At 39.9% G+C, this 24,702-nt stretch carries 39 protein-coding genes, 2 tRNA genes, 2 rRNA genes and 2 pseudogenes; 5 read left to right on the top strand and 40 right to left on the bottom strand.

The features are described 5' to 3' along the window. From F8M47_RS12245 to rpsJ, 33 genes and pseudogenes are all read right to left on the bottom strand, one after another. Positions 1–79: pseudogene (locus F8M47_RS12245) on the bottom strand (transposase); the annotation flags it as partial. 122 nt (positions 80–201) lie between these two features. After that, a complete protein-coding gene (gene rplS / locus F8M47_RS05745) occupies positions 202–552 on the bottom strand; it encodes a 50S ribosomal protein L19 (RefSeq protein ID WP_150539191.1) in 351 nt (116 codons plus the stop codon). Between the two features lie 25 nt (positions 553–577). Beyond that, positions 578–1,333 (bottom strand): tRNA (guanosine(37)-N1)-methyltransferase TrmD, encoded by a 756-nt coding sequence (gene trmD, locus F8M47_RS05740; RefSeq protein WP_150539190.1) that lies wholly within the window; start codon positions 1,331–1,333, stop codon positions 578–580. 56 nt (positions 1,334–1,389) lie between these two features. After that, the gene (rimM, locus tag F8M47_RS05735) at positions 1,390–1,917 is read right to left on the bottom strand and encodes a ribosome maturation factor RimM (protein WP_150539189.1); all 528 of its coding nucleotides are present in this window, start codon (positions 1,915–1,917) and stop codon (positions 1,390–1,392) included. Between the two features lie 33 nt (positions 1,918–1,950). Further along, a complete protein-coding gene (gene rpsP, locus F8M47_RS05730; protein WP_150539188.1) occupies positions 1,951–2,199 on the bottom strand; it encodes a 30S ribosomal protein S16 in 249 nt (82 codons plus the stop codon). Between the two features lie 239 nt (positions 2,200–2,438). Continuing rightward, the gene (rplQ, locus tag F8M47_RS05725; protein ID WP_014992360.1) at positions 2,439–2,822 is read right to left on the bottom strand and encodes a 50S ribosomal protein L17; all 384 of its coding nucleotides are present in this window, start codon (positions 2,820–2,822) and stop codon (positions 2,439–2,441) included. A gap of 35 nt (positions 2,823–2,857) precedes the next feature. Beyond that, positions 2,858–3,847, bottom strand: coding sequence for a DNA-directed RNA polymerase subunit alpha (locus tag F8M47_RS05720; RefSeq protein WP_150539187.1), 990 nt, complete (start codon positions 3,845–3,847; stop codon positions 2,858–2,860). Between the two features lie 65 nt (positions 3,848–3,912). Beyond that, positions 3,913–4,539 (bottom strand): 30S ribosomal protein S4, encoded by a 627-nt coding sequence (rpsD, locus tag F8M47_RS05715; protein WP_005599325.1) that lies wholly within the window; start codon positions 4,537–4,539, stop codon positions 3,913–3,915. Positions 4,540–4,567: 28 nt separating this feature from the next. Next, the gene (gene rpsK / locus F8M47_RS05710; protein WP_005599323.1) at positions 4,568–4,957 is read right to left on the bottom strand and encodes a 30S ribosomal protein S11; all 390 of its coding nucleotides are present in this window, start codon (positions 4,955–4,957) and stop codon (positions 4,568–4,570) included. Positions 4,958–4,973: 16 nt separating this feature from the next. After that, the gene (gene rpsM, locus F8M47_RS05705; RefSeq protein ID WP_005599322.1) at positions 4,974–5,330 is read right to left on the bottom strand and encodes a 30S ribosomal protein S13; all 357 of its coding nucleotides are present in this window, start codon (positions 5,328–5,330) and stop codon (positions 4,974–4,976) included. Positions 5,331–5,465: 135 nt separating this feature from the next. After that, positions 5,466–5,579: a 50S ribosomal protein L36 gene (gene rpmJ, locus F8M47_RS05700; RefSeq protein WP_005599318.1), complete on the bottom strand. Its 114-nt coding sequence runs from the start codon at positions 5,577–5,579 to the stop codon at positions 5,466–5,468. 25 nt (positions 5,580–5,604) lie between these two features. Then, a complete protein-coding gene (secY, locus tag F8M47_RS05695; protein ID WP_150539186.1) occupies positions 5,605–6,927 on the bottom strand; it encodes a preprotein translocase subunit SecY in 1,323 nt (440 codons plus the stop codon). A gap of 3 nt (positions 6,928–6,930) precedes the next feature. Beyond that, the gene (rplO, locus tag F8M47_RS05690; RefSeq protein WP_039198204.1) at positions 6,931–7,365 is read right to left on the bottom strand and encodes a 50S ribosomal protein L15; all 435 of its coding nucleotides are present in this window, start codon (positions 7,363–7,365) and stop codon (positions 6,931–6,933) included. A gap of 4 nt (positions 7,366–7,369) precedes the next feature. Beyond that, positions 7,370–7,549 (bottom strand): 50S ribosomal protein L30, encoded by a 180-nt coding sequence (rpmD, locus tag F8M47_RS05685; protein WP_005599315.1) that lies wholly within the window; start codon positions 7,547–7,549, stop codon positions 7,370–7,372. A gap of 6 nt (positions 7,550–7,555) precedes the next feature. After that, positions 7,556–8,056: a 30S ribosomal protein S5 gene (gene rpsE / locus F8M47_RS05680; protein WP_005625147.1), complete on the bottom strand. Its 501-nt coding sequence runs from the start codon at positions 8,054–8,056 to the stop codon at positions 7,556–7,558. A 14-nt stretch (positions 8,057–8,070) separates the two neighbouring features. Beyond that, entirely contained in the window at positions 8,071–8,424 is a 354-nt protein-coding gene (rplR, locus tag F8M47_RS05675) for a 50S ribosomal protein L18 (RefSeq protein WP_005625149.1), read from the bottom strand. Between the two features lie 14 nt (positions 8,425–8,438). Continuing rightward, positions 8,439–8,972, bottom strand: a complete 534-nt coding sequence (gene rplF / locus F8M47_RS05670) for a 50S ribosomal protein L6 (protein WP_014992364.1) — start codon at positions 8,970–8,972, stop codon at positions 8,439–8,441. Between the two features lie 16 nt (positions 8,973–8,988). After that, positions 8,989–9,381, bottom strand: coding sequence for a 30S ribosomal protein S8 (rpsH, locus tag F8M47_RS05665; RefSeq protein WP_005619408.1), 393 nt, complete (start codon positions 9,379–9,381; stop codon positions 8,989–8,991). A 35-nt stretch (positions 9,382–9,416) separates the two neighbouring features. Next, positions 9,417–9,722, bottom strand: a complete 306-nt coding sequence (gene rpsN, locus F8M47_RS05660) for a 30S ribosomal protein S14 (RefSeq protein ID WP_005625153.1) — start codon at positions 9,720–9,722, stop codon at positions 9,417–9,419. A gap of 11 nt (positions 9,723–9,733) precedes the next feature. Further along, positions 9,734–10,273 carry a 50S ribosomal protein L5 gene (gene rplE, locus F8M47_RS05655; protein ID WP_005619405.1) on the bottom strand — a complete coding sequence of 180 codons (540 nt, stop codon included), beginning with the start codon at positions 10,271–10,273 and terminating at the stop codon, positions 9,734–9,736. 17 nt (positions 10,274–10,290) lie between these two features. Beyond that, positions 10,291–10,602, bottom strand: coding sequence for a 50S ribosomal protein L24 (gene rplX / locus F8M47_RS05650; RefSeq protein ID WP_014992365.1), 312 nt, complete (start codon positions 10,600–10,602; stop codon positions 10,291–10,293). A 10-nt stretch (positions 10,603–10,612) separates the two neighbouring features. After that, positions 10,613–10,984 carry a 50S ribosomal protein L14 gene (gene rplN / locus F8M47_RS05645; RefSeq protein ID WP_005619403.1) on the bottom strand — a complete coding sequence of 124 codons (372 nt, stop codon included), beginning with the start codon at positions 10,982–10,984 and terminating at the stop codon, positions 10,613–10,615. A 236-nt stretch (positions 10,985–11,220) separates the two neighbouring features. Further along, positions 11,221–11,475 (bottom strand): 30S ribosomal protein S17, encoded by a 255-nt coding sequence (gene rpsQ / locus F8M47_RS05640; RefSeq protein ID WP_005599296.1) that lies wholly within the window; start codon positions 11,473–11,475, stop codon positions 11,221–11,223. Continuing rightward, the gene (gene rpmC / locus F8M47_RS05635; RefSeq protein ID WP_005599295.1) at positions 11,475–11,666 is read right to left on the bottom strand and encodes a 50S ribosomal protein L29; all 192 of its coding nucleotides are present in this window, start codon (positions 11,664–11,666) and stop codon (positions 11,475–11,477) included. Before rpmC ends, rpsQ begins: the two co-directional genes overlap by 1 nt. Then, positions 11,666–12,076, bottom strand: coding sequence for a 50S ribosomal protein L16 (gene rplP, locus F8M47_RS05630; RefSeq protein WP_005625160.1), 411 nt, complete (start codon positions 12,074–12,076; stop codon positions 11,666–11,668). Before rplP ends, rpmC begins: the two co-directional genes overlap by 1 nt. A 13-nt stretch (positions 12,077–12,089) precedes the next feature. After that, entirely contained in the window at positions 12,090–12,794 is a 705-nt protein-coding gene (rpsC, locus tag F8M47_RS05625; protein ID WP_150539185.1) for a 30S ribosomal protein S3, read from the bottom strand. A 19-nt stretch (positions 12,795–12,813) separates the two neighbouring features. After that, complete coding sequence (gene rplV / locus F8M47_RS05620) at positions 12,814–13,146, bottom strand: 50S ribosomal protein L22 (RefSeq protein ID WP_005599292.1); 333 nt, start codon at positions 13,144–13,146, stop codon at positions 12,814–12,816. 10 nt (positions 13,147–13,156) lie between these two features. Beyond that, a complete protein-coding gene (gene rpsS, locus F8M47_RS05615; protein WP_005539416.1) occupies positions 13,157–13,432 on the bottom strand; it encodes a 30S ribosomal protein S19 in 276 nt (91 codons plus the stop codon). Between the two features lie 27 nt (positions 13,433–13,459). Beyond that, on the bottom strand, positions 13,460–14,281 hold the full coding sequence (gene rplB / locus F8M47_RS05610; RefSeq protein ID WP_014992368.1) for a 50S ribosomal protein L2: 822 nt from the start codon (positions 14,279–14,281) through the stop codon (positions 13,460–13,462). A 20-nt stretch (positions 14,282–14,301) separates the two neighbouring features. Continuing rightward, positions 14,302–14,607, bottom strand: a complete 306-nt coding sequence (gene rplW / locus F8M47_RS05605) for a 50S ribosomal protein L23 (RefSeq protein WP_005599290.1) — start codon at positions 14,605–14,607, stop codon at positions 14,302–14,304. Continuing rightward, positions 14,604–15,206 (bottom strand): 50S ribosomal protein L4, encoded by a 603-nt coding sequence (rplD, locus tag F8M47_RS05600; RefSeq protein WP_150539184.1) that lies wholly within the window; start codon positions 15,204–15,206, stop codon positions 14,604–14,606. The genes rplW and rplD overlap by 4 nt, the downstream gene beginning before the upstream one ends. Positions 15,207–15,221: 15 nt before the next feature. Next, complete coding sequence (rplC, locus tag F8M47_RS05595) at positions 15,222–15,848, bottom strand: 50S ribosomal protein L3 (protein ID WP_150539183.1); 627 nt, start codon at positions 15,846–15,848, stop codon at positions 15,222–15,224. A gap of 25 nt (positions 15,849–15,873) precedes the next feature. Further along, the gene (rpsJ, locus tag F8M47_RS05590) at positions 15,874–16,185 is read right to left on the bottom strand and encodes a 30S ribosomal protein S10 (RefSeq protein ID WP_001181005.1); all 312 of its coding nucleotides are present in this window, start codon (positions 16,183–16,185) and stop codon (positions 15,874–15,876) included. A 420-nt stretch (positions 16,186–16,605) separates the two neighbouring features. On the opposite strand from rpsJ, the gene F8M47_RS05585 reads away from it, so the two are divergent. Continuing rightward, complete coding sequence (locus F8M47_RS05585; RefSeq protein ID WP_150539182.1) at positions 16,606–17,241, top strand: TfoX/Sxy family DNA transformation protein; 636 nt, start codon at positions 16,606–16,608, stop codon at positions 17,239–17,241. 57 nt (positions 17,242–17,298) lie between these two features. Here F8M47_RS05585 and rpsT read toward each other — a convergent pair whose 3' ends face one another. Further along, positions 17,299–17,562 carry a 30S ribosomal protein S20 gene (rpsT, locus tag F8M47_RS05580; protein WP_150539181.1) on the bottom strand — a complete coding sequence of 88 codons (264 nt, stop codon included), beginning with the start codon at positions 17,560–17,562 and terminating at the stop codon, positions 17,299–17,301. Positions 17,563–17,962: 400 nt separating this feature from the next. Between rpsT and murJ the strand changes: the two genes are divergently transcribed. From murJ to tilS, 4 genes and pseudogenes are all read left to right on the top strand, one after another. Then, a complete protein-coding gene (gene murJ, locus F8M47_RS05575) occupies positions 17,963–19,531 on the top strand; it encodes a murein biosynthesis integral membrane protein MurJ (RefSeq protein WP_150539180.1) in 1,569 nt (522 codons plus the stop codon). Positions 19,532–19,546: 15 nt separating this feature from the next. Next, positions 19,547–20,614: an MFS transporter gene (locus F8M47_RS05570; protein WP_150539179.1), complete on the top strand. Its 1,068-nt coding sequence runs from the start codon at positions 19,547–19,549 to the stop codon at positions 20,612–20,614. 82 nt (positions 20,615–20,696) lie between these two features. Beyond that, positions 20,697–20,932, top strand: a pseudogene (locus F8M47_RS05565) (transposase); the annotation flags it as partial. A 524-nt stretch (positions 20,933–21,456) separates the two neighbouring features. Next, positions 21,457–22,731 (top strand): tRNA lysidine(34) synthetase TilS, encoded by a 1,275-nt coding sequence (gene tilS / locus F8M47_RS05560; RefSeq protein ID WP_150539178.1) that lies wholly within the window; start codon positions 21,457–21,459, stop codon positions 22,729–22,731. Between the two features lie 23 nt (positions 22,732–22,754). On the opposite strand, the gene F8M47_RS05555 is transcribed toward tilS, so the two are convergent. The 6 genes from F8M47_RS05555 to rrf (F8M47_RS05530) form a co-directional block, all read right to left on the bottom strand. Then, entirely contained in the window at positions 22,755–23,045 is a 291-nt protein-coding gene (locus tag F8M47_RS05555; protein ID WP_150539177.1) for a DUF5389 family protein, read from the bottom strand. A gap of 1 nt (position 23,046) precedes the next feature. Next, entirely contained in the window at positions 23,047–23,940 is an 894-nt protein-coding gene (gene xerD / locus F8M47_RS05550; protein WP_150539176.1) for a site-specific tyrosine recombinase XerD, read from the bottom strand. A 113-nt stretch (positions 23,941–24,053) separates the two neighbouring features. Further along, positions 24,054–24,129: transfer RNA gene (locus F8M47_RS05545), tRNA-Trp, on the bottom strand. Between the two features lie 52 nt (positions 24,130–24,181). Further along, positions 24,182–24,258: transfer RNA gene (locus F8M47_RS05540), tRNA-Asp, on the bottom strand. A 12-nt stretch (positions 24,259–24,270) separates the two neighbouring features. After that, a 5S ribosomal RNA gene (rrf, locus tag F8M47_RS05535) occupies positions 24,271–24,386 on the bottom strand. A 55-nt stretch (positions 24,387–24,441) separates the two neighbouring features. Next, positions 24,442–24,557, bottom strand: a 5S ribosomal RNA gene (gene rrf / locus F8M47_RS05530). Between the last annotated feature and the right edge of the window lie 145 nt (positions 24,558–24,702).

Below are 24,702 nucleotides of genomic sequence, written 5' to 3'. Positions count from 1 at the left end.
TAGCGACCTCACGAATACCCAAATCCTGTTCGGTCACTTGTTTGATAATGTTTAAACGAAATTGATAAGAATAAGACATAATCTGCACCTCAAATTAGGTGTCCAGGTTTTGGGGTGCAGATCATGTCTTATCATACAGATAAAAGAAAAGGCTTGAGGAAACCCCAAGCCTTTTTATTTTTCGCATTAAGAGCTTGCGAATTATTCGCCAAGACGCTCTTTGATACGTGCAGATTTACCTGAACGCTCACGTAAGTAGTAAAGTTTAGCTTTACGTACCGCACCTTTACGTTTAACAGCAATGCTGTCAACTACTGGTGAGTGAGTTTGGAATACACGTTCAACGCCTACGCCATTTGATACTTTACGTAGAGTGAATGCAGAGTGCAAGCCACGGTTACGAATTGCAATAACCACGCCTTCGAACGCTTGCAAACGTCTTTTACTACCTTCTACTACCCATACCTTAACTTCTAATGTGTCACCTGGACGGAAGCTAGGTACGTTTTGTTTTAACTGTTCTTGTTCGATTTGTTTGATGATGTTACTCATTTTAAAAACCTTCTAAATCCTAGAATTAACTGATTTTGTGTTGTTTCTTAATTTTAGCCAACAACACGCGTTGTTCGTCAGTCAGAGCTAGGCCATCCAATAGCTCAGGGCGTCTTAACCACGTTCGTTCAAGCGATTGCTCTAATCGCCATTTACGAATCTTTTCGTGATGACCCGACATCAGCACTTCAGGAACGGGAATATCGTCTAACATTTCAGGACGAGTGTAATGTGGGCAATCTAATAAGCCTGTTGCAAATGAATCTTCATCTGCAGAAGCTTGCTTACCTAATACCCCAGGCACGAATCTTGCAACAGCGTCAATCAACGTCATTGCAGGCAATTCGCCCCCTGTAAGCACATAATCACCGATTGACCATTCCTCATCAACTTCAGTTTGAATCAACCGCTCATCAACCCCTTCGTATCTTCCACAAATTAAAATAAGTTTTTGATTTGAGGCCAGTGTTTGCACACCTTGTTGATCTAGCTTACGTCCTTGTGGTGAGAGATAAATAACTTTTGCCTCTACACCATCTTCTGCTTTCGCTGCCGCCTTCGCTGCATGAATTGCATCACGTAAAGGCTGCACCATCATTAACATACCAGGCCCACCGCCATAAGGGCGATCATCAACCGTTTTATGTCTATCAAATGTGAAATCACGAGGATTCCAACATTTAACTTGCAAAAGATTTTGTTTGACTGCACGTCCCGTCACCCCAAAATCAGTAATTGCTTTAAACATTTCGGGGAACAGTGAAATGATACCAATCCACATAATTTATCCTCAAATGTTCTTACTACTTAAAGCGAAAGCGCACTGCATACCTGAGGTTAGAAACCAGCATCCCAATCCACCGTAATGGTTTTGGTGGTGAGATCTACTCTTTTAACTACTTGTTCATATAAGAACGGAATTAATCGTTCTTGCTTACCGAAAGCATCTTTACTGTTAGCACGCACTACTAGCACATCATTTGAACCTGTTTCCATTAATTCAGTCACAACGCCCATAGTATAGCCCTCAAGATTCACTACTTGACAGCCGATTAAATCGTGCCAGTAATAATCCCCTTCTTCCAATTCAGGAAACACAGATAAATCTACACCAATTTCAGCATTGGTTAACAACTGTGCGCTTTCACGGTCATCGGTACCTTTTAATTTCACAATCAGATCATTGCTATGGTAACGCCAACTTTCTAATTCGATTGGTTGCCATTGCCCTTTAACTTTCAAGAACCAAGGCTGATAATCGAAAATACTTTCAGTTTCTTCAGTCGATGAATAGAGACGTAACCAGCCACGAATCCCATAGGTTGATCCTAGTTTTCCGACAACTTCAATTTTTTGTTCGCTCATACTACTCACCTACTTTGCAAAATTTTTAATAAATTAAGCCGCTTTACGAGCTTCTTTCACTAAAGTTGCAACACGGTCTGAAAGCTCAGCACCTTTAGCAACCCAAGCATCAACTTTAGCCACATCTAAACGTAAACGTTCAGCTTGACCAGCAGCTAATGGATTGAAGAAACCGATACGCTCGATGAAACGACCGTCACGTGGTGAACGGCTGTCTGCTACCACGATTTGATAGAATGGGCGTTTTTTAGCTCCGCCACGAGTTAAACGAATGGTTACCATAACCTTCCTCTAAAAATGTTGATAGTAAAAAGAAAACCCTCGTTCGAGGTGAGGGTAGTGATAGATGCTCTAACTATCTAAAAAAGATAGAAAAAGCGGGTAGATTATACTGATTTCTTACTAAATTACAAGAAAAGATCTTTGCAATGCTGGGCTAAATCGTACAGAAAGTGCTTTAATATGCTATAAAAAAACAAAGCCCGAGATAACTCGGGCTTTTCAAATTAGCTATTTAGCTATTATTCCGCAGCTGCTTCAGCAACTTCTGGGCGGTCAACTAACTCAATGTATGCCATTGGCGCATTGTCGCCTGCACGGAAACCACATTTTAAGATACGAGTGTAACCACCCGCACGTTGTGCAAAACGTGGACCTAATTCATTGAATAATTTAGCAACTGTTTCTACGTTGCGAGTACGAGCAAAAGCTAAGCGGCGATTTGCAACGCTATCTTCTTTTGCTAAAGTAATTAATGGTTCAACTACACGACGTAACTCTTTAGCTTTAGGTAAAGTTGTTTTAATGATCTCATGACCGATTAAAGAACTTGCCATATTACGGAACATCGCTTGGCGATGGCTGCTGTTACGGTTTAATTGACGTCCACTCTTACGATGGCGCATAACCTATTCCTTCTTAGAAAATCTAATACCTAAAATTAGTCTTCAGCAATACTTGCTGGCGGCCAATTCTCAAGGCGCATACCCAGTGATAAGCCACGAGAAGCAAGCACATCCTTAATCTCTGTAAGTGATTTCTTACCAAGATTAGGTGTTTTTAATAACTCAACTTCTGTACGTTGTACTAAATCACCGATATAGTGAATTGTCTCTGCTTTCAAACAGTTAGCAGAACGAACTGTCAACTCTAAGTCATCTACTGGACGAAGTAAAATCGGATCAAACTCTGGTTTTTCTTCTTTAACTTCAGGTTGACGAACATCACGTAAATCAACGAATGCATCTAGCTGTTCTGCTAAAATCGTTGCAGCGCGACGAATGGCTTCTTCTGGATCGATTGTGCCATTAGTTTCCATCTCAATGATAAGTTTATCTAAGTCTGTACGTTGTTCTACACGAGCAGCTTCAACATTATAAGCAATGCGATCTACTGGGCTAAAACGAGCATCAACTAGTAAACGACCGATTGGACGATCTTCATCTTGAGAATGTACACGAGCTGCTGCTGGTACATAACCACGACCGCGTTGAACGCGGATACGCATATTGATTGATGCGTTTTTGTCTGTCAAATGACAAATAACGTGATTTGGGTTTACAATTTCTACGTCACCATCGTGCGTAATGTCGGCTGCAGTCACAGGGCCAATTCCAGATTTATTAAGTGTCAGGATGATATCATCTTTATTTGACACTTTTACCGCTAGACCTTTAAGGTTTAACAATACTTCAAGAATATCTTCTTGTACGCCTTCTTTGCTGCTGTATTCATGTAATACACCATCAATTTCAACTTCTGTTACTGCACAGCCTGGCATAGACGAAAGTAAAATGCGACGAAGTGCGTTACCTAATGTATGGCCAAAACCACGTTCTAACGGCTCTAAGGTCACTTTTGCGTGAGTTGAACTGATTTGTTCAATATTCACTAAGTGCGGCTTTAAAAATTCTGTCACAGAACCCTGCATTTTATCCTCTCTTTGTTTTTAAGCTTTATTTACTAATCTAATAATGTAATTTTAAAAATTAACTATTATTTAGAGTAAAGCTCAACGATCAGATGTTCGTTAATATCTGCTGATAAGTCAGAGCGTTCAGGAGTACGTTTAAATACACCTTCCATCTTAGTTGCATCAACTTCTAACCAAGTTGGTTTTTCACGTTGAGTTGCCAATTCTAATGATGCTTTAATACGTGCTTGTTTTTTAGATTTCTCACGAACAGCAACTACATCATCAACAGAAACTTGATAAGAAGGAATATTCACTACACGACCGTTTACTACGATAGATTTGTGGCTTACAAGCTGACGTGCTTCAGCACGTGTTGCAGCAAACCCCATACGGTAAACTACGTTGTCTAAACGACCTTCTAATAATACTAATAAGTTCTCACCGGTATTACCTTTTAAGCGGTTTGCTTCTGTATAGTAATTACGGAATTGACGTTCTAAAATACCATAGATACGGCGAACTTTTTGTTTTTCACGTAACTGACTACCATAGTCAGATAAACGTGGCTTGCGCGCACCGTGTTGACCTGGTGCTACATCAAGACGATTTCTACATTTTGATTCAATCGCACGAACGCCTGATTTAAGGAATAAATCAGTACCTTCACGACGGCTTAGCTTGAGCTTAGGACCCAAATATCTTGCCATTTTCTTTCTCCAATTATTCTAACGTCAATTAAACGCGACGTTTTTTCGGTGGACGACAACCGTTATGAGGAATCGGAGTCACATCTGTAATATTCGTGATACGGAAACCTGCTGCATTTAATGCACGGATTGTTGATTCACGACCTGGACCCGGACCTTTAACCATAACTTCCAAGTTCTTTAAGCCGAATTCTTTAACAGCTTCAGCACAACGTTCTGCAGCAACTTGTGCAGCAAATGGTGTTGATTTACGAGAACCACGGAAACCTGAACCACCAGCAGTTGCCCATGCTAGAGCATTACCTTGACGGTCAGTAATAGTCACGATTGTGTTATTGAAAGATGCGTGGATATGAGCTACGCCATCTGCAATCTGTTTTTTAACGCGCTTACGTGCGCGAACTGGTGTTTTAGCCATTATTTATCTACTCCGATTATTTTTTGATCGGTTTGCGTGGACCCTTACGAGTACGCGCATTAGTCTTAGTACGTTGACCACGTACTGGTAAACTACGACGATGACGTAAACCACGGTAGCAACCTAAATCTAAAAGGCGTTTGATGCTTAATGTTACTTCACGACGTAAATCACCTTCGACAGTAAATTTACCAACTTCTTCACGCAGTTTTTCAATCTGCTCTTCAGACAATTCTCTGATCTTTACATCTTCAGCAATACCCGTTGCAGCACAAATCGCTTTAGCACGAGTTTTACCGATACCGTAAATTGCAGTTAATGCGATTACAGTGTGTTTTTGATCAGGAATGTTAATGCCTGCAATACGGGCCACTATGCACTCCTATTATTTAAGTTTATTGATATGCTGATCTTGAAAAGCCCGTTTCAGGATACTCAAACAGCATATCAGGACGAAATGAGCTTCGCAGTATACCTGCGAAGCCTGTTCTTTGCAAGAAAAAACGAATTAACCTTGACGTTGTTTATGTTTAGGATCGCTACAAATTACGCGAACAACACCTTCACGCTTAACAACTTTACAGTTACGGCATAATTTCTTAACTGAAGCACGAACTTTCATTGCTTATCCTTTTTGATCTAAGGGACTATTGCCCTAAGCCTTTCAAATTGGCTTTCTTCAACACAGAGTCATATTGTAATGACATTAAATGACTTTGTACCTGTGCGATGAAATCCATAATAACTACCACTACGATTAATAACGAAGTACCACCTAGTTGGAATGGTACTTTCCATAAAGAAGTAATGATATAAGGAACCAAACAAACAAAAGTAATATACAACGCACCGATTAAGGTTAAACGTGTCATCACTTTATCAATATAACGTGATGTTTGTTCGCCTGGTCGATAACCTGGTACAAACGCACCTGATTTCTTCAAATTATCCGCTGTATCACGAGGATTATATTGCATCCCTGTATAGAAGAATGCAAAGAAGATTACTGCCATTGTGAATAACACAATATATAAAGGTTGTCCTGGCTGTAATAATTGTGATAAATCAAATAACCATTCAAGTCCTTCGCTCTGACCAAACCACTGCGTAATACTTGCAGGGAATAAAATGATACTTGATGCGAAGATTGCAGGAATAACACCTGCCATATTAACTTTTAATGGTAAATGAGATGATCTAGCAGGTGCCATCATTCTACCTTGCTGACGACTTGCATAATTTACCACAATTCTTCTTTGTCCGCGTTCAACAAAGACAACAAAATATGTTACTGCAAATGCAATTACAGCTACTAGTAAAAGAACAAGTGGAGAAATTTCGCCTTGACGAGCTTGCTCAATTGTTTGCCCAATTGTTGCTGGTAAGTCTGCAACAATACCTGCAAAGATAATCAAAGAGATACCGTTACCGATACCACGCTCAGTGATTTGTTCACCTAACCACATTAGGAACATTGTTCCCGTAACTAGGCTAATTACAGAGGTTACATAGAATAAGAAACTCGGATTAGGAACTAATCCTTGTAACATATTCGGTAGGGCAATAGAAATACCAATAGACTGAATGAATGCTAATAACAATGTTGCATAGCGTGTATATTTGCTAATTTTACGGCGTCCTGCTTCACCTTCCTTTTTTAATTCTGCTAAAGGAGGATGAATCGCTGTCAATAATTGAACAATAATTGACGCTGAAATATAAGGCATAATACCTAACGCAAATATAGACGCTCGGCTTAAAGCACCACCAGAGAACATATTAAACATATCAATGATGGTGCCTTGCTGTTGTCGAACTAATTCGGATAATACAGAAGCATCAATGCCAGGAACAGGTATAAAAGAACCGATACGGAAAACGATTAACGCACCTAAAACAAATAATAATCTTGATTTAAGCTCGCCAGTCCCTTTTTGTGTACTACCTTGGTACCCTGGTTGCTTTGCCATCTATTATTCCTCGATAGAACCGCCAGCAGCTTCGATAGCAGCTTTAGCACCTTTAGTTACACGTAAGCCTTTAACTACAACCGCTTTTTCAATCTTACCAGCTAAGATTACTTTTGCTGATAAAATATCTTTAGTGATTACGTTTGCAGCTTTAAGAGCTTCTAAAGTTACTTCGTTACCATCTACTTTAGCTAAGTCGTTTAAACGAATTTCAGCAACGTGGAATGATTTTAATGATGTAAAACCAAATTTTGGTAAACGACGGTATAAAGGCATTTGACCACCTTCGAAACCACGACGAACACCGCCGCCTGTACGAGATTTCTGACCTTTATGACCACGACCACCAGTTTTACCTAAACCAGAACCGATACCACGACCTAAACGTTTAGCACTGTGCTTAGCACCTTCAGCTGGAGAAAGAGAATTTAAACGCATTCTATTATTCCTCCACTTTAACCATATATGACACTTGATTAATCATACCGCGTACTGCTGGAGTATCAATTAATTCAACTGTATGACGAATATGACGAAGACCTAAGCCTTTTAACGTTGCTTTATGTTTCGGTAAACGAGCGATAGAGCTACGAGTTTGAGTTACTTTGATTGTTTTTGCCATATTCAATTACCCCAAAATTTCTTCAACAGTTTTGCCACGTTTAGCAGCAACCATTTCAGGTGACTTCATATTTGCAAGTGCATCAATTGTTGCACGAACAACGTTGATTGGGTTGGTTGAACCGTATGCTTTAGAAAGAACGTTGTGAACACCTGCCACTTCTAATACAGCACGCATTGCACCACCAGCGATAATACCAGTACCTTCGCTAGCTGGTTGCATAAATACGCGTGAACCAGTATGTGAACCTTTAACAGGGTGTTGTAGTGTACCTTCGTTTAAAGCTACGTTAATCATATTGCGACGAGCTTTTTCCATCGCTTTTTGGATCGCTGCTGGAACTTCACGTGCTTTACCGTAACCAAAACCAACGCGACCGTTACCATCACCTACTACTGTTAAAGCAGTAAAGCTCATGATACGACCACCTTTTACGGTTTTAGACACACGGTTAACCGCGATTAGCTTTTCCTGCAGTTCACCAGCTTGTTTTTCGATGTTTGACATCTCAAATTCCTCTATTAGAACTGTAGACCAGCTTCACGAGCAGCGTCTGCTAATACTTGCACACGACCGTGGTATTTGAAACCAGAACGATCAAATGCAACTGCTTGAATACCTTTAGCCAAAGCGCGTTCTGCAACTAATTTACCAACTACTGCAGCTGCGTCTTTATTACCAGTGTATTTAACTTGCTCTTTAATTACTTTCTCAACAGTTGAAGCTGCTGCTAGTACTTCTGAGCCATTAGGTGCAATAACCTGCGCATAGATATGGCGAGGTGTGCGATGCACAACCAAACGGGTTGCACCTTGCTCTCTCATTAAATGACGTGCACGGCTTGCACGACGGATACGAGCTACTTTCTTATCCATAGTGTTACCTTACTTTACTTTTTCTTCGCTTCTTTTGTACGAACTACTTCATCAGAGTAACGTACACCTTTGCCTTTATAAGGCTCTGGACGGCGATATGCACGAATATCAGCTGCTACTTGACCAATTAACTGTTTGTCTGCACTCTTAAGAACGATTTCTGTTTGAGACGGACATTCACCAGTTACGCCAGCTGGCAACGTATGTTCAATTGGGTGTGAATAACCTAAACTTAAAGCAACCACGTTACCTTTCATTTGAGCTCTATAACCAACACCTACTAATTGCAATTTCTTAGTAAAGCCTTCAGTAACACCGATAACCATAGCATTAACAAGTGCACGAGCAGTACCTGCTTGAGCATCTGCATTTGCAACACCAGCACGTGGTGCGAAAGTTAATGCGTTAGCATCTTGATTTACTTCAACTGCATTATGAATTTCACGAGATAACTCGCCGTTTTTACCTTTAACTGTTAATAGCTGACCGTTGAGTTTTACTTCAACACCGGCAGGAATATTAACAGGTGCTTTTGCAACACGAGACATTCTTCCTACCTCTCTATTATGCTACGTAACAGATAATTTCACCGCCGAGACCAGCTTGACGCGCTGCACGGTCGGTCATTACACCTTTAGATGTAGAAACCACTGCGATACCTAAACCACCCATAACTTTTGGTAATTCGTCTTTACGTTTGTAAATACGAAGACCTGGACGGCTTACACGTTGGATACTTTCTACAACTGGTTTATTTTGGAAATATTTTAAAGTGATTTCCAACTCAGGTTTTGAACCTTCAACAATTTTGAAGCTCTCAACATAACCTTCTTCAGCTAAAACGCTTGCAATTGCAACTTTTAACTTAGATGAAGGCATACTGATTGCAACTTTATTCGCAGCCTGACCGTTACGAATACGGGTCAGCATATCTGCGATTGGATCTTGCATGCTCATGTATTTACTCCCATGATTCCAAATTAAAAGAGGTATTACCAGCTTGCTTTCTTAAGGCCTGGAATTTCACCGCGCATTGCAGCTTCACGTACCTTAATACGGCTTAAGCCAAACTTACGAAGTACACCATGTGGACGACCAGTTTGACGGCAACGGTTACGCTGACGGCTTGGACTTGAATCGCGTGGAAGTGTTTGTAATTTTAACACTGCTGCCCAACGATCTTCGTCTGAAGAATTTACATCAGAAATAATTTTCTTTAATTCTTCACGTTTTGCGTAGAATTTATCAGCTAATTTAGCACGTTTAACATCACGTGCAATCATTGATTGTTTTGCCACGATAACCTACCTTATTTACGGAATGGGAAATTGAAAGCCGCTAATAAAGCTTGGCCTTCTTCGTCACTTTTCGCAGTTGTGGTGATAGTAATATCTAAACCACGTACACGATCTACTTTGTCATAGTCGATTTCTGGGAAAATGATTTGTTCACGAACACCCATACTGTAATTACCACGACCATCGAATGACTTCGCATTTAAGCCACGGAAGTCACGGATACGTGGAACAGCGATAGTAATCAATCTTTCAAAGAATTCCCACATACGTTCACCACGTAGGGTTACTTTGCATCCGATTGGATATCCCTGACGGATTTTAAAGCCTGCAACAGATTTGCGTGCTTTAGTAATTAAAGGTTTCTGACCGCTAATCGCTGTTAGATCCGCTACTGCGTTATCTAAAAGTTTTTTATCGGTCAATGCTTCACCCACACCCATATTCAGGGTAATCTTTTCGATTCGTGGGACTTGCATGACAGATGAGTAGTTGAATTTAGCTTTCAATTCATTAACTACTTGATCTCTGTAGTAATCATGCAGTTTCGCCATCGCATTACTCCAGTTAATTAAATAATTTCATTATTAGATTTGAAGAAACGGACTTTTTTGCCATCTTCGAATCTAAAACCTACACGGTCAGCTTTATTTGTTTTCGGGTTGAAAATTGCAACATTTGACGCATCAATCGCAGCTTCTTTCTTCACTAAGCCACCAGCTTTACCTAAAGCAGGAACTGGTTTCTCATGTTTAGTGATGATTTTAACACCTTCAACAATCACTTTACCGTTTGGTAACACTTGAGTTACCTTACCACGTTTGCCCTTATCTTTACCAGTAAGAACAATTACTTCATCATTTTGACGGATTTTAGCAGCCATTACATTCCCCTTACAGTACTTCTGGAGCTAATGAAATGATCTTCATAAACTTCTCAGAACGAAGTTCACGAGTCACTGGTCCAAAAATACGAGTACCGATTGGTTGCTCAGTGTTATTATTTAAAATTACACAAGCGTTACCATCGAAACGAATAACTGAGCCATCTGGGCGACGAACACCCTTCTTGGTGCGCACAACAACTGCTTTTAACACATCACCTTTTTTAACTTTACCGCGAGGAATTGCTTCTTTTACAGTAACTTTGATAATGTCGCCAATTGCAGCGTAACGACGGTGCGATCCACCTAGAACCTTGATACACATTACGCTACGAGCCCCTGAGTTATCAGCAACATCCAGCATAGTCTGTTCTTGGATCATATTAGTGCTCCGTTAAATTAAAAAAAACCCTTTCGGGACGAAAATCTACCTGCCCTATGCAGATAGGTGCTGAATTATACCTCAACGGTCCACTCTAAATCAAATAGAATTTTGCAGATAAGCGGTAATATTTCATACAAAAATCACAAATAAAAAAGCCCTAATTTTTAGACATAGGGCTTCGCATTTGCAAAAAACAAGCGGTTTTAGACCGCTTGTTTTATAAATTTAGTAGATTAAGCTACTGCTTTTTCTACAACACGAACTAAAGTGTGTGATTTAGTTTTTGAAACAGGACGACATTCCTTGATTTCTACTACATCACCTAATTTAGCTTCGTTGTTTTCATCGTGTACATGTAATTTAGTAGTACGACGAATGAATTTACCGTATAACGGGTGTTTCACTGTACGTTCGATAGCAACAACAAATGATTTATCCATTTTATCGCTAACTACTTTACCTTGTACTGTACGAATTTTATCAGTCATTACTCACCCGCCTTTTCGGTTAATACAGTTTTAACTTGTGCAATACTACGACGCACTTGTTTTAACTGATGGGTTTGTTGAAGCTGACCGGTGGCTGCTTGCATACGCAATTTGAATTGTTCACCTAAAAGGTTGATTAATTCAGCATTCAGCTCTTCAACATTTTTATTACGTAGTTCTTGAGCTTTCATTACATCACCGTCTTAGTTACAAATGTGGTTTTAAACGGAAGTTTCGCTGCCGCTAACGCAAATGCGTGACGTGCGATTTCTTCAGAAACACCATCCATTTCATATAAAACTTTACCCGGTTGGATTAAAGCTACCCAGTACTCAACGTTACCTTTACCTTTACCCATACGGACTTCTAATGGTTTTTCAGTAATTGGTTTATCTGGGAACACACGGATCCAGATTTTACCTTGACGTTTTACCGCACGAGTCATCGCACGACGAGCAGCTTCGATTTGACGAGCTGTTAAACGACCACGGCCAATTGCTTTTAAACCGAATGTGCCGAAGCTCACTTCTGTACCGCCCGCGATACCACGGTTACGGCCTTTGTGTACTTTACGGAATTTTGTGCGTTTTGGTTGTAACATTCAGTGATTCTCCTTATTTACGACCTTTGCGCGGAGCTTTTTTAGGCTTATCCGCAGGTTGTTGTTCTGATTCCATCACTGCAGCCATGCCACCAAGAATTTCACCTTTGAAGATCCACACTTTTACGCCGATTACGCCGTATGTTGTGTGTGCTTCAGCAGTATTATAATCGATGTCTGCACGAAGAGTATGTAATGGCACACGGCCTTCACGATACCATTCTGAGCGAGCAATTTCTGCACCACCTAAACGACCGCTAACTTCAACTTTGATACCTTTAGCACCTAAACGCATTGCGTTTTGTACCGCACGTTTCATAGCGCGACGGAACATTACACGACGTTCAAGTTGAGAAGCGATGCTATCTGCAACTAATTTTGCATCTAGCTCTGGTTTTTTCACTTCAGCAATGTTGATTTGAGCAGGAACGCCAGCAATTTGAGATACTGCGTTACGTAATTTTTCAACATCTTCACCTTTTTTACCGATAACGATACCAGGACGAGCTGTGTGAATAGTTACACGAATGCTTTTCGCAGGACGTTCAATAGTGATACGTGATACTGAAGCGTTCGCTAACTCTTTATTTAAGAATTTACGTACTTTGAAATCGCCTTCTAAATTATCAGCGAAATCTTGTGTATTCGCGAACCAAGTAGAGCTCCAAGGCTTAACAATACCAAGGCGAATACCATTAGGATGTACTTTCTGACCCATTTGTTATTCTCCTACTTAATTAACGATCTGACACAACCACAGTGATGTGGCTTGTACGTTTTAAGATACGATCTGCACGACCTTTCGCACGTGGCATAACACGTTTCATGCTTGGACCTTCATCAACGAAAATCTTAGCAACTTTAAGATCGTCTACATCTGCACCGTCATTGTGCTCTGCGTTTGCAATAGCTGACTCTAATACTTTCTTAACTAAAGCTGCTGCTTTTTTGTTAGTGAAAGTTAAAATTTCTAATGCTTGCGCAACTTTCTTACCGCGAATTAAATCAGCAACTAAGCGAGCCTTTTGTGCAGAAGTACGAGCGTAACGATGTTTAGCAATAGTTTCCATCTTTTACCTCTTATTTCTTAGCTTTCTTATCTGCCGCGTGACCGCGGTATGTACGAGTCGGTGCAAATTCACCTAATTTATGACCGATCATTTCGTCTGATACATAAACAGGAACGTGCTGACGACCATTATGGACTGCGATGGTCAAACCAATCATTGATGGAATGATCATTGAACGACGGGACCAAGTTTTAATTGGTTTTTTATCCCCGCTTTCCACCGCCTTCTCTACCTTCTTCAACAAGTGTAGGTCAAGGAAAGGACCTTTCTTGAGAGAACGTGGCATGGGTTATCCTCTTTTTAATTAATAAAATTATTTGCCACGACGACGTACGATATATTTATCAGTACGTTTGTTGTGACGAGTTTTCTTACCTTTGGTTTGAACGCCCCAAGGTGTAACAGGGTGTTTACCAAAGTTACGACCTTCACCACCACCGTGCGGGTGATCTACTGGGTTCATCGCAGTACCACGAACTGTTGGGCGAACGCCTCTCCAGCGGTTAGCACCTGCTTTACCAAGTACGCGAAGCATATGCTCTGAGTTACCTACTTCACCGATGGTTGCAGTACACTCAGCTAATACTTTACGCATTTCGCCTGAACGAAGACGTAAAGTTACATAGTTACCTTCACGAGCGATAATTTGTACATAAGCACCAGCAGAACGAGCGATTTGACCACCTTTACCAGGTTTTAATTCAACGTTATGAACTGTAGTACCTACTGGGATATTACGCATTGGTAACGCATTACCAGCTTTAATCGGAGCTGAAGCACCTGCTTGAATCGTATCACCAACAGATAAACCTTTTGGTGCTAAGATGTAACGGCGTTCACCATCTTTATAAAGCACTAATGCAATGTTCGCAGAACGGTTTGGATCGTATTCTAAACGCTCAACTACTGCTGGGATATCTAACTTGTTACGTTTGAAATCCACTAAACGGTAGTGTTGTTTGTGACCGCCACCAATGTGACGAGTTGTGATACGACCTAAATTGTTACGACCACCAGTTTTAGATTTGCTATCTAATAAAGGTGCATAAGGTTTACCCTTATGTAATTCTGCGTTAACAACTTTAACTACGTGACGACGACCAGCGGAGGTCGGCTTACATTTAACGATAGCCATTTATAAATTCTCCTCCGTAATTACTCTGCCGCACCTTCAACGAAGTCAAGTGATTGACCTTCTTGAAGAGTAACATAAGCTTTTTTCCAGTCACTACGACGACCTGATTTAGCACCATGACGTTTAGTTTTACCTTTAACAACCACAGTACGTACAGAATCCACTTTCACTTCAAATAATTGTTCAACTGCGTTAGCAATTTCAACTTTGTTAGCATCTAATGCTACTTTGAATACGATAGTGTTGCCTTTTTCAGCATTATTCGTCGCTTTTTCAGAGATATGTGGTGCTTTAAGCACTTTTAGCAAACGTTCTTGTTGAATCATGCTAACATCTCCTCAATTTGTTTTACCGCATCAGCTGTGATAACCACTTTATCAAAAGCGATTAAGCTTACTGGATCGATACCTTGAACATCACGTACATCTACTTTGTATAAGTTACGTGCTGCTAAGAATAAGTTCTCATCTAAGCTTGCAGTAATGATTAAAGCGTCGTTTAACGCTAAATCTTTTAATTTTTGTACTAAAACTTTAGTTTTTGGTGCTTCGATTTCGAATTTTTCAACAACCACTAAACGTTCTTGACGAACTAATTCAGAAAGAATGCTTTTGATTGCACCACGGTACATTTTCTTGTTCACTTTTTGGCTGTGATCTTGTGGTTTAGCAGCGAATGTTACACCACCTGAACGCCAGATTGGTGATTTGATATCACCTGAACGAGCGCGACCTGTACCTTTTTGACGCCAAGGTTTTTTACCTGAACCAGACACTTCAGCACGAGTTTTTTGTGCGCGTGAACCTTGACGAGCACCTGCTGCATAAGCAACAACTACTTGGTGGATTAACGCTTCGTTAAACTCACGTCCGAAGGTAGTTTCAGAAACAGTTAGTGCGTTTGCACCTACAACTTGTAATTCCATCTCTATCTCCTAGACTTATGCTTTAACTGCTGGTTTCACGATAACATCACTATTAGTTGCGCCTGGAACAGCACCTTTAACTAATAATAATTTACGCTCAGCATCTACACGAACAACTTCAAGCGATTGAACGGTTACACGCTCAGCACCTAAGTGTCCTGCCATTTTTTTACCTTTAAACACACGACCTGGAGTTTGGTTTTGACCAATAGAACCAAGTACACGATGTGATAAAGAGTTACCGTGGGTAGCATCTTGAGTACGGAAGTTCCAACGTTTAACACCGCCAGCAAAACCTTTACCTTTAGAAGTACCAGTAACATCGACTTTTTTAACATCTGCAAAGATGTCAACATTGATTTCTTGACCTAAAGTGAATTCTTCACCTTCAGTACGAAATTCCCATAAACCGCGACCAGCTTCAACACCTGCTTTCACGAAATGACCTGCTTCTGGCTTAGTTACACGACTAGCTTTTTTAGTACCAGTAGTAACTTGAATTGCAGAATAGCCATCGTTTTCAAGGGTTTTAACTTGAGTAACACGGTTGGCTTCGATTTCGATAACGGTAACTGGAATTGACACGCCGTCTTCAGTGAAAACGCGGGTCATACCAACTTTACGACCGACTAAACCAATCATTGTAATAACCTCTTAAAATTCCCAATTAACCTAGACTAATCTGAACATCAACGCCAGCAGCTAGATCTAAACGCATTAATGCATCAACAGTTTTTTCTGTTGGTTCAACAATATCAACTAAACGTTTGTGAGTACGGATTTCATATTGGTCACGTGCATCTTTGTTCACGTGTGGAGAAATCAATACAGTGAAACGTTCTTTACGAGTTGGTAAAGGAATTGGACCACGAACTTGTGCACCAGTACGTTTAGCTGTTTCTACGATCTCCGCAGTAGATTGATCAATTAAACGATGATCAAATGCTTTTAAGCGGATACGGATTCTTTGGTTCTGCATTAGACCAGAGCTCCAATTAAAATTTAGCTAATAAAAAAACCGAACTACCACTTAAACCATATAGAATAAGGGAGCGCAGTTATACCTGTATAGTTTCCAAATCGGAAACATTGTATGTGTTACAATGTCTGTAACACCGCATGATAAATGATTACATCACACGACTTCAAAATCTTCGTATCTACATCGTAAACACGATGAGTGTTAAAGTTCGCATATACTACACTAATTATTTCACCGATGCAAGCGTAATGTTTACACAAATAAAACCATTGAGAGAAAATAGCTTTTTTTATCTCCAGTTATTGACATTGCTTAATTTATTTTACATTATTATCTCTGATCGTTATCTCTACCTCTATAAGTATAAGCGGTCAATTATCAAAATAATTTTACAACGACTAAATAAAAGGAGACTGTATGAAATATACAACAAAGGAGCTAGAAGGACTTAAAGCGTTATTATCGCCCATTGGTGATATTTCCTTTAAGCCTTATTTTTCATTCTTAGGTATCTTTAAAGATGCTACCATGTTCGCCCTCTATAAAGATCAACACTTATATGTACGTAAGTCGGAGCAATACTTAGACGAAATAGCTCAAACTATATCTATTCATTTTCTTGTTGATCGCCATATTGGTTGTCGTTCCAAAAGCTTTTATCTCCTCCCCTCTTCCATTCTTAATAACCTACAATCTTATTCTCACTGGATACTCTCAGCGATTAATGAATATCAAATATCAAAAGCTCAGCTAAATCATCAAAACCAAAATAAAATTCGTATTTTGCCTAACTTAAATATTGGTATAGAACGATTACTCAGCAAAGTAGGTGTCTATACCGTTACAGATTTAAAAAACCTTGGCGCTATTCATGTTTTTGTGCGCCTTATTCAACAAGGATTAGAAGCTAACGCGCTACTCCTATTTAAGCTACACGGTGCAATTCAATATAAATACATCTATATGCTCACAGAACAAGAAAAACAGCATTTACTCATAGAAGCCGATGAGGCACTTTACCAAGCAGGACTAAGAAAGCGATTTACGCTTTAATAGAAACAGATACAAAAAAACCGACCAAGCGGTCGGTTTTCTTTTAAAATTTGCAGATTATGCTAATTTTTTGATTTGAGCTGCTAATTTTGCTTTGTGGTTAGCTGCTTTGTTAGCGTGGATTAAGCCTTTAGATGCCATACGATCCACTACTTTTTGCATTTCAACGAAAGCTGCTTGTGAAGCTGCTTTATCACCAGTTGCTACTGCTGCGTATACTTTTTTGATGAATGTACGCATCATTGAGCGTTGGCTTGCGTTGTGTTGGCGGCGTTTTTCAGATTGAACCGCACGTTTTTTTGCTGACTTGATATTAGCCAAGGTCAAACTCCTAAAATATCTGTGTAAAAATTAAAAAACATAAACGTTAGTTTATGTTTAGCTATCGATAGTTTAAATTCATTTTCAACGAGACACGTGCTTGAAAATAACACCGTTTTTCTGATAGAAAACGATAGGCGGAGATTTTATCAGTTTTTTTCTGATTTTCCTACAACAAACTGATAAAATTCCGTTCAATTTATATGAAGATCTTTATGCAAGCGGTCGGATCCCAGCAATTTTTTGCAAATTTCCTACAAAAAATGACCGCTTATGGTGTAAAAACAGCCAATGCTAGCCATCTCGTGACAGATTGTCATACACGCAGGCCGTTCTTCACTTTTTTCTAGCAACCTTTGTTAAACTAACATTTTCTCTACTTTATATAGCGCGGTATTCTATGAGTAAAAAACTTCTTAAATCAGGCATATTAGTCAGTAGTATGACTCTTATTTCTCGTGTATTAGGGCTAGTACGCGATGTTGTGATCGCAGGCTTACTCGGTGCAGGAGCAATGTCAGATGTATTTTTATTTGCTAACCGTATTCCTAACTTTTTACGCCGTTTATTTGCCGAGGGCGCTTTTTCTAAAGCATTTGTGCCAGTACTTGCCGAATACAATGCCGATAATGATTTGGATAAGACCCGTGAATTTGTTGCAAAAGTGTCTGGTACTTTAGGTGGTTTGGTCACAATCGTAACGTTAGTGGCTATGATTGGCTCGCCTGTTGTTGCGGCATTATTTGGTACGGGTTGGTTTATGGACTGGCTCAATGATGGTGCTGATGCACAAAAATTTACACAAGCCTCTTTATTGCTGAAAATTACCTTTCCTTATTTATGGTTTATCACTTTTGTAGCGCTATCTGGTGCAGTATTAAATACGATTGGCAAATTTGGTGTGATGGCATTTTCGCCTGTTTTGCTGAACATTGCGATGATTAGCATGGCATTATTTGGCGCAGATTATTTCGAGCAACCCGACGTGGCATTAGCTTGGGGGATCTTTTTAGGTGGCTTACTACAATTCCTATTCCAAATTCCATTTATGAAAAAAGAAGGGTTACTAGTTAAACCAAAATGGGCTTGGAAAGATGAAGGGGTAACCAAAGTACGCAATTTGATGATTCCTGCGCTTTTTGGGGTTTCCGTTACTCAATTGAATTTGTTAATCAATCAAGTGATTGCAAGCTTTCTCGTTACAGGTTCAATTACTTGGCTTTATTATTCCGACCGCTTGATTGAATTCCCACTTGGTTTATTTGGTATTGCGATTTCAACCGTTGTGCTACCAAGCCTTTCTCGGATTGCTAAGAAAAAAGAGCTTGATGAAACGCAACGAGCGGTGGAATTTCAAGGCACAATGGACTGGGGCGTGAGAATGGTACTTTTACTCGGCATTCCAGCAATGATTGGTATTGCAGTATTAGCTCAGCCATTAATGATGACGATTTTTATGCGAGGCAAATTTAGTTTATCCGATGTTATTGCCACTTCACATGCGTTATGGATTATGTGCTTTGGTTTGAACAGTTATATGTTAATCAGCATTTTGGCAAACGGTTTCTACGCTCGCCAAAATACGAAAACACCCGTAAAAATCGGGATTATTGCAACAATGTGTAATATTGCCTTTGGCGTACTTGCGATTCCATTTGGTTATTTAGGTCTAGCAATGGCATCTGCTCTTTCGGCTGCAGTAAATGCCTCGTTACTTTATCGAGGACTTGCCAAAGCAGGAGCTTATCGGCTGACTCGTAAAACGGGATTATTTGTCTTGAAAGTAGCGATTGCAGCTTGCTTAATGGGCGCATTAGTTGCTTATTTTTCGCCAAGTTTAGCAGGCTGGTATGCGATGACAACGTGGCTGAAAATCTATTGGCTAGCATGGCTGATTATATTGGCTGCTATCGTTTATTTTGTTTCATTATTTGTACTTGGTATTCGTAAGCGAGATTTCAGAGCTTAATAAAAGGTAAATAATATGGATATGCAAAATATTATTTTATGGCGAAGATTCTTTTCTGGACTTGCCTATACCGCAATGCAAAGCGTGTTTTTTATCTATCTAATGAAACACAAAGGGTTTGATACAACACAAATCACCAGCGCATTCTCTTTACTCGTATTTGCCAGCCAAGCATTTTCGTTATTTGCCGGATCGTGGGGAGACCGCTATGGGCGTATGCCGATTATGTTATTAGGCTGTTTGCTTGATTCAGTGGCATATATTTTATTGCTCGCCACCAATCATTATGCGCTCTTGCTATTAGCTACTTTCTGTTTTGGATTAGGTAGCACGTTATTTAGCACCAATGCTAGGGCATTTTTACTCTCTTCTGCGGAAGATAGTTATACCTCCAAAACGCAAGCGCAGGGGAAATTTCTAAAAATCTCGAGTCTTGCTTCGATGGTTGCGCCCCTGGTTTCAATTCCCTTTATTCATTATCAAAAAGCGGAATGGCTGATTTGGTGTAGCTGTGCGATTGAAGTAACCATGCTACTATTTATGTGGAAAACTATGCCGAAGCAAAATTGTAGTTTTCGCTTTACACCATTTCGCTTTGGTCAATTTAAAGAGGTGATTAATAAGCGGTTTATTTTTGTGCATTTATTGTTATTTATTCCACTAGGAATGGGCTCAGCATTTTATGTAATTTTCCCTTATATTTTTACTGAACTGTTAGATCGCCAAGAATTGGTACCGATTGCCTTTTTTATCAATAATTTGATTGCGGTGCTACTACAGGCACGCTTCTCTCGCACAGTAAATTTTGGTGTAGTAAAACTGAACTACATTGCTCCAATCCTAATTGCGTTATTGGCAGTGCCATGGTTTTATGCATTGGAATATATTTCAGAACTTACCGCTTTTTTATATTTAATTATCTTCTCGCTTGTCAGCCTTTTCACCAATACCGCATTAGCGAATATGTTGGTCAAACTCGATAAAGGGGAAAATCAGGGGTTAATGTTCGGTTTATCTAAACTAATTTTAGCGATAACTACCGCGGGGGTAATGAATATCTTGCCTTATATTTTCCTTGTATAGATAAGCGGTTAAATTTGCAAAAAATTCAATCGCTTGTTGATCTGCACCCCAAAACCTGGACACCTAATTTGAGGTGCAGATTATGTCTTACTCTTATCCATTTCGTTTAATCATTATTAAACTCATTACCGAGCAACATTTCGGTATTCGCGAAGTTACCCCCCACCTTCGCATTCCCCACTCTATTGTTATTCAGTGGTTAAAAGCCTTTCGTGAAAGAGGATTTGATGGGTTAAGAAACCGAAAATGAAAAAGAAAGCCATTGAAGTTCCTGAGCCAACGAATTTATCGCCACAAGCCTTTAAGAAATTACAGCGAGGCGGTACCGTCCACTAACGCTTAAATTGTGCCAAATTGGCTTCAGCTTAAACCACAAAACGGTCTTAAAATTAATGAATGCACTGCAGATTTGTACTATCGTTCGCCCCAAATTGGGGGGAAAACGCGGAAAAATCTCGCATATTGCGCCGAATATCTTAAAGCGTGATTTTACGACAACACAGCTCAATCAAAATGGGTGACAGATGTTACGGAATTTCAAGGAGGGCAAGAAACGCTTTATTTTTTGCCTCTAATGGATTTAACCAATTGAGAAATAAACGGATAAAATCTGATTTAAAAGGACTAAGCCCTATACAATATAAGGCTCAGTATTTAGTTCTATAACCTGTCCAACTTTTGGGGGTCGATCAACAAGCGGTCGACTTTTGTTTGAAGTTTGCAAAATTTTGCCCAAATTTGGCCGCTTATCCATTAATCCCTCTCAACACTACATTTTTGGCTTTAAATCCCATTTAAAAAGCGTAAAATCCTTCTATTTCTAGCTCAAATTTATATCGCCAATGTTTTCTCTTGAAACTCTTATTTCCCAATTCAAAACACACTTTCCTCACCAATCTGATTTTCTGATCGGGCTAAGTGGCGGTATTGATTCGGTAGTTTTACTTGATGCAGTTCAGCAAATTGCCAACGAACTTGGACTAAATCTGCGCGCGATACATATTCATCATGGACTTAGCCCAAATGCGGATAATTGGGCGCTGTTTTGTGAACAGCTGTGCAAGCGGTCGAAAATTCCGTTTATTTTGCAAAAGGTAACAGTGGAGAACCATGAAGGAATTGAGGCGGGTGCAAGATTGGCTCGTTATCAGGCAATCGGTGAAATTATTTTGCCAAACGAGGTGTTAGTCACTGCACATCATTTAGATGATCAGGCAGAGACATTTTTACTTGCGCTAAAAAGAGGGAGCGGAATCAAAGGCTTATCCGCAATGCAAGCGGTCGGGTTTTGGCAAAAATTTACCATTTTTAGACCGCTTCTCTGCTTTAGCAAGGCGCAGATTGCACAATATGCTACCCAAAAGCAATTGGTTTGGGTTGAAGATGAAAGTAATCAAGATAGTCATTATGATCGCAATTTTTTACGTAATGAAGTGCTACCGATCATCAATCAACGCTGGCAACATTTTAGCCAGATGGTTGCTCGTTCTGCTAAGCATTGTGCCGAACAACAAAAGTTGCTGGAAGAACTCCTTGCGCAGGCGTTAGATCGTTATGCTGATTTTGCACAAAAGCGCTTAAATATTGCAGATTTTTCACAATTCTCGGTTGCGAAACAGCAACAACTTATCCGTTTATGGCTAGAGAAATGTGGTGAACCAATGCCAAGCAGTGCCTTGTTGATGCAGATAATCAATCAGATGTTATTGAGCAAAGCGGATAAAAATCCACAAATTAAATTAACGCATACTTGGCTTCGCCGTTATCAAACGGAATTATATCTAACGGGAGAATTAAGAGATATTACAGATTTTTGCCAGCCACTCTTAGCACAACAATCTTTGCTGTTACCAGATGGAATCGGTGAACTACAACATTTAGGTGGGGTAATTATTTACAAAAAAGCAGACAAAATCGACCGCTTGCTATTACCTAAAGCGCTGGCTCATGCGTCATTTGAAGTGAAATTAGCACATAGCGGTAAAGTTAAACAATACGCTCTGCCAATGCGAGAAGAAATGAAAAAGCTCTATCAGCAAGCACAAGTACCTGTTTGGCTACGCAAACGCACTCCGTTAATTTTCTTTGGTGAGCAATTGCTATTTGTATGTAAGTAAAAACCTGCTTTCGCAGGCTTTGATTATAACGATTGAATAATGTAGCCCAATAGCGCATAAAATGCGATTAAGGCAAACATCAGTAAACCTCTGGCTAATGCCTTTTGTGATTGATGCAACTTATATAACACTAAAGCAATCACAAATAGCACAAGCGGATAAATCCAAAATGCGGTGGAGAACCAGTTAATTTGAGTTGGCGTTAGCGCTAAGCTAGAAAATTTTGGTGAAATCAGTAACGCAAGTGGCCATAGTGCACAAGGCAGACAAAAAAATGCTAATGCCCAATTAAATTTAGATGACGTTTTTTGCATATTATCCTCGTGGGTGAAACTGTTGATGTAATGATTTTAAACGTGCTTTCGCAACATGAGTATAAATTTGCGTAGTGGAAAGATCGCTATGCCCTAATAACATTTGAACCACTCGAAGATCTGCACCATGATTCACTAAATGTGTCGCAAAAGCGTGACGTAATACGTGTGGAGAAAGCTTTTTGCTATCAATTCCAGCTAAAACAGCGTAATGTTTTATTCTATGCCAAAATGTTTGGCGTGTCATTTGCTGACCTCTACGGCTTGGAAATACCACATCGGATTGTGCGTTATTCAGCAATATTGGTCGCCCGTACTGAAAAAATTCTTGAATCCAGTAACTCGCTTCTTCACCTATTGGCACCAGCCGTTCTTTATCACCTTTACCAATTACTCGTACTACACCTTGGCGTAAACTTAAATTATCAAGACTCAACGAAACAAGCTCCGTTACCCGTAACCCCGTTGCATATAACAATTCCAACATTGCTTTATCACGCAATTCAATCGGATCAAGCGTATTAGGGCAATCCAGCAGATCCATCACTTGTTCCTCACTCAACGACTTGGGTAAATGTGCTGGCTTTCTCGGCGAGAGTAAGGTAAGTGTAGGGTCATCTTGGCGATAATTTTCTGTATATAAGAAGCGGAAAAATTTTCGTAAACAACTTAGCATACGCGCAGAGCTACTGCTTTTATAGCCTTGCTCTATTCTTTCACCAAGAAAGGCTTGTAAATCGAAATGATCTAACGTCAGAAATGCTTTAGGTGTAGGCAACCATTCGGAAAAACGTTCTAAATCTAACCGATATGAAGCTGAGGTATTCGCAGATAACCCATGTTCTTGCCATAAACTATCTAGAAATTGTTCAATGATAGGATCTAAATTCTTCATAAAGCGACTTTGATTACAGGATATTATATCATTTTAACAGAAAATATAACTTTGGCGAAAAAGTATAAATGTGCAAAAAGCCGACTGATCTAGATCAGTCGGCTTCGTAAATATGGCAGGGGCGGAGAGGCTCGAACTCCCAACACCCGGTTTTGGAGACCGGTGCTCTACCAATTGAACTACGCCCCTATTGGTAATTATATATAGATAAAGCGAGTAACTAACTCGCTTTTTAGATAAGTGGCGGAACGGACGGGACTCGAACCCGCGACCCCCTGCGTGACAGGCAGGTATTCTAACCAGCTGAACTACCGCTCCGCAAATTTAGTAGATTAACAGTGCCCTACTCTCACATGGGGAAGCCCCACACTACCATCGGCGTTACCGCGTTTTACTTCTGAGTTCGGAATGGAGTCAGGTAGAGCCACGGCACTATGGCTGTTAATCAAATTCTGTGCTTATTAACTTAACTCACTTAATAAAATAAGCTAAGGTAATAAAACCCGACGATGCTCTACTCTCACATAGGGAAGCCCCACACTACCATCGACGTTACGGCTTTTCACTTCTGAGTTCGGAATGGATTCAGGTGGAACAACCACACTATTGTCGTCGGGAAATTTGGTTTAAATTCGAAACAAGCTGTCTAAAGTTTCTTTCTTTGTCTTTTCGCTTTTCTTACTTAGCTTTCGCTTCGTATCATTTGCTGCGTGTTTCCTCAAAAACACTTGAGCGTTGTATAGTTAAGCCTCTCGGGCAATT

Source organism: Actinobacillus vicugnae (assembly GCF_901687125.1).
GTDB lineage: Bacteria > Pseudomonadota > Gammaproteobacteria > Enterobacterales > Pasteurellaceae > Actinobacillus > Actinobacillus vicugnae.
The sequence above is the reverse complement of the archived record's forward strand: the minus strand, read 5'-3'. Positions and strand labels throughout refer to the sequence as shown.

Bases quoted from the DNA above. Each gene is read 5' to 3' on its own strand.
- rplS (WP_150539191.1), bottom strand. From the start codon at position 552: ATGAGTAACATCATCAAACAAATCGAACAAGAACAGTTAAAACAAAAC.
- trmD (WP_150539190.1), bottom strand. From the start codon at position 1,333: ATGTGGATTGGTATCATTTCACTGTTCCCCGAAATGTTTAAAGCAATT.
- rimM (WP_150539189.1), bottom strand. From the start codon at position 1,917: ATGAGCGAACAAAAAATTGAAGTTGTCGGAAAACTAGGATCAACCTAT.
- rpsP (WP_150539188.1), bottom strand. From the start codon at position 2,199: ATGGTAACCATTCGTTTAACTCGTGGCGGAGCTAAAAAACGCCCATTC.
- rplQ (WP_014992360.1), bottom strand. From the start codon at position 2,822: ATGCGCCATCGTAAGAGTGGACGTCAATTAAACCGTAACAGCAGCCAT.
- F8M47_RS05720 (WP_150539187.1), bottom strand. From the start codon at position 3,847: ATGCAGGGTTCTGTGACAGAATTTTTAAAGCCGCACTTAGTGAATATT.
- rpsD (WP_005599325.1), bottom strand. From the start codon at position 4,539: ATGGCAAGATATTTGGGTCCTAAGCTCAAGCTAAGCCGTCGTGAAGGT.
- rpsK (WP_005599323.1), bottom strand. From the start codon at position 4,957: ATGGCTAAAACACCAGTTCGCGCACGTAAGCGCGTTAAAAAACAGATT.
- rpmJ (WP_005599318.1), bottom strand. From the start codon at position 5,579: ATGAAAGTTCGTGCTTCAGTTAAGAAATTATGCCGTAACTGTAAAGTT.
- secY (WP_150539186.1), bottom strand. From the start codon at position 6,927: ATGGCAAAGCAACCAGGGTACCAAGGTAGTACACAAAAAGGGACTGGC.
- rplO (WP_039198204.1), bottom strand. From the start codon at position 7,365: ATGCGTTTAAATTCTCTTTCTCCAGCTGAAGGTGCTAAGCACAGTGCT.
- rpmD (WP_005599315.1), bottom strand. From the start codon at position 7,549: ATGGCAAAAACAATCAAAGTAACTCAAACTCGTAGCTCTATCGCTCGT.
- rpsE (WP_005625147.1), bottom strand. From the start codon at position 8,056: ATGTCAAACATCGAAAAACAAGCTGGTGAACTGCAGGAAAAGCTAATC.
- rplR (WP_005625149.1), bottom strand. From the start codon at position 8,424: ATGGATAAGAAAGTAGCTCGTATCCGTCGTGCAAGCCGTGCACGTCAT.
- rplF (WP_014992364.1), bottom strand. From the start codon at position 8,972: ATGTCTCGTGTTGCAAAAGCACCTGTTAATATTCCTGCCGGTGTTGAA.
- rpsH (WP_005619408.1), bottom strand. From the start codon at position 9,381: ATGAGCATGCAAGATCCAATCGCAGATATGCTGACCCGTATTCGTAAC.
- rplE (WP_005619405.1), bottom strand. From the start codon at position 10,273: ATGGCGAAACTGCATGATTACTACAGAGATCAAGTAGTTAATGAATTG.
- rplX (WP_014992365.1), bottom strand. From the start codon at position 10,602: ATGGCTGCTAAAATCCGTCAAAATGATGAAGTAATTGTTCTTACTGGT.
- rplN (WP_005619403.1), bottom strand. From the start codon at position 10,984: ATGATCCAAGAACAGACTATGCTGGATGTTGCTGATAACTCAGGGGCT.
- rpsQ (WP_005599296.1), bottom strand. From the start codon at position 11,475: ATGACTGATAAAATTCGTACAGTACAAGGTAAAGTAGTTAGCGATAAA.
- rpmC (WP_005599295.1), bottom strand. From the start codon at position 11,666: ATGAAAGCTCAAGAACTACGTAATAAAAATGTTGAAGAGCTGAATGCT.
- rplP (WP_005625160.1), bottom strand. From the start codon at position 12,076: ATGTTACAACCAAAACGCACAAAATTCCGTAAAGTACACAAAGGCCGT.
- rpsC (WP_150539185.1), bottom strand. From the start codon at position 12,794: ATGGGTCAGAAAGTACATCCTAATGGTATTCGCCTTGGTATTGTTAAG.
- rplV (WP_005599292.1), bottom strand. From the start codon at position 13,146: ATGGAAACTATTGCTAAACATCGTTACGCTCGTACTTCTGCACAAAAG.
- rpsS (WP_005539416.1), bottom strand. From the start codon at position 13,432: ATGCCACGTTCTCTCAAGAAAGGTCCTTTCCTTGACCTACACTTGTTG.
- rplB (WP_014992368.1), bottom strand. From the start codon at position 14,281: ATGGCTATCGTTAAATGTAAGCCGACCTCCGCTGGTCGTCGTCACGTA.
- rplW (WP_005599290.1), bottom strand. From the start codon at position 14,607: ATGATTCAACAAGAACGTTTGCTAAAAGTGCTTAAAGCACCACATATC.
- rplD (WP_150539184.1), bottom strand. From the start codon at position 15,206: ATGGAATTACAAGTTGTAGGTGCAAACGCACTAACTGTTTCTGAAACT.
- rplC (WP_150539183.1), bottom strand. From the start codon at position 15,848: ATGATTGGTTTAGTCGGTCGTAAAGTTGGTATGACCCGCGTTTTCACT.
- rpsJ (WP_001181005.1), bottom strand. From the start codon at position 16,185: ATGCAGAACCAAAGAATCCGTATCCGCTTAAAAGCATTTGATCATCGT.
- F8M47_RS05585 (WP_150539182.1), top strand. From the start codon at position 16,606: ATGAAATATACAACAAAGGAGCTAGAAGGACTTAAAGCGTTATTATCG.
- murJ (WP_150539180.1), top strand. From the start codon at position 17,963: ATGAGTAAAAAACTTCTTAAATCAGGCATATTAGTCAGTAGTATGACT.
- F8M47_RS05570 (WP_150539179.1), top strand. From the start codon at position 19,547: ATGGATATGCAAAATATTATTTTATGGCGAAGATTCTTTTCTGGACTT.
- tilS (WP_150539178.1), top strand. From the start codon at position 21,457: ATGTTTTCTCTTGAAACTCTTATTTCCCAATTCAAAACACACTTTCCT.
- F8M47_RS05555 (WP_150539177.1), bottom strand. From the start codon at position 23,045: ATGCAAAAAACGTCATCTAAATTTAATTGGGCATTAGCATTTTTTTGT.
- xerD (WP_150539176.1), bottom strand. From the start codon at position 23,940: ATGAAGAATTTAGATCCTATCATTGAACAATTTCTAGATAGTTTATGG.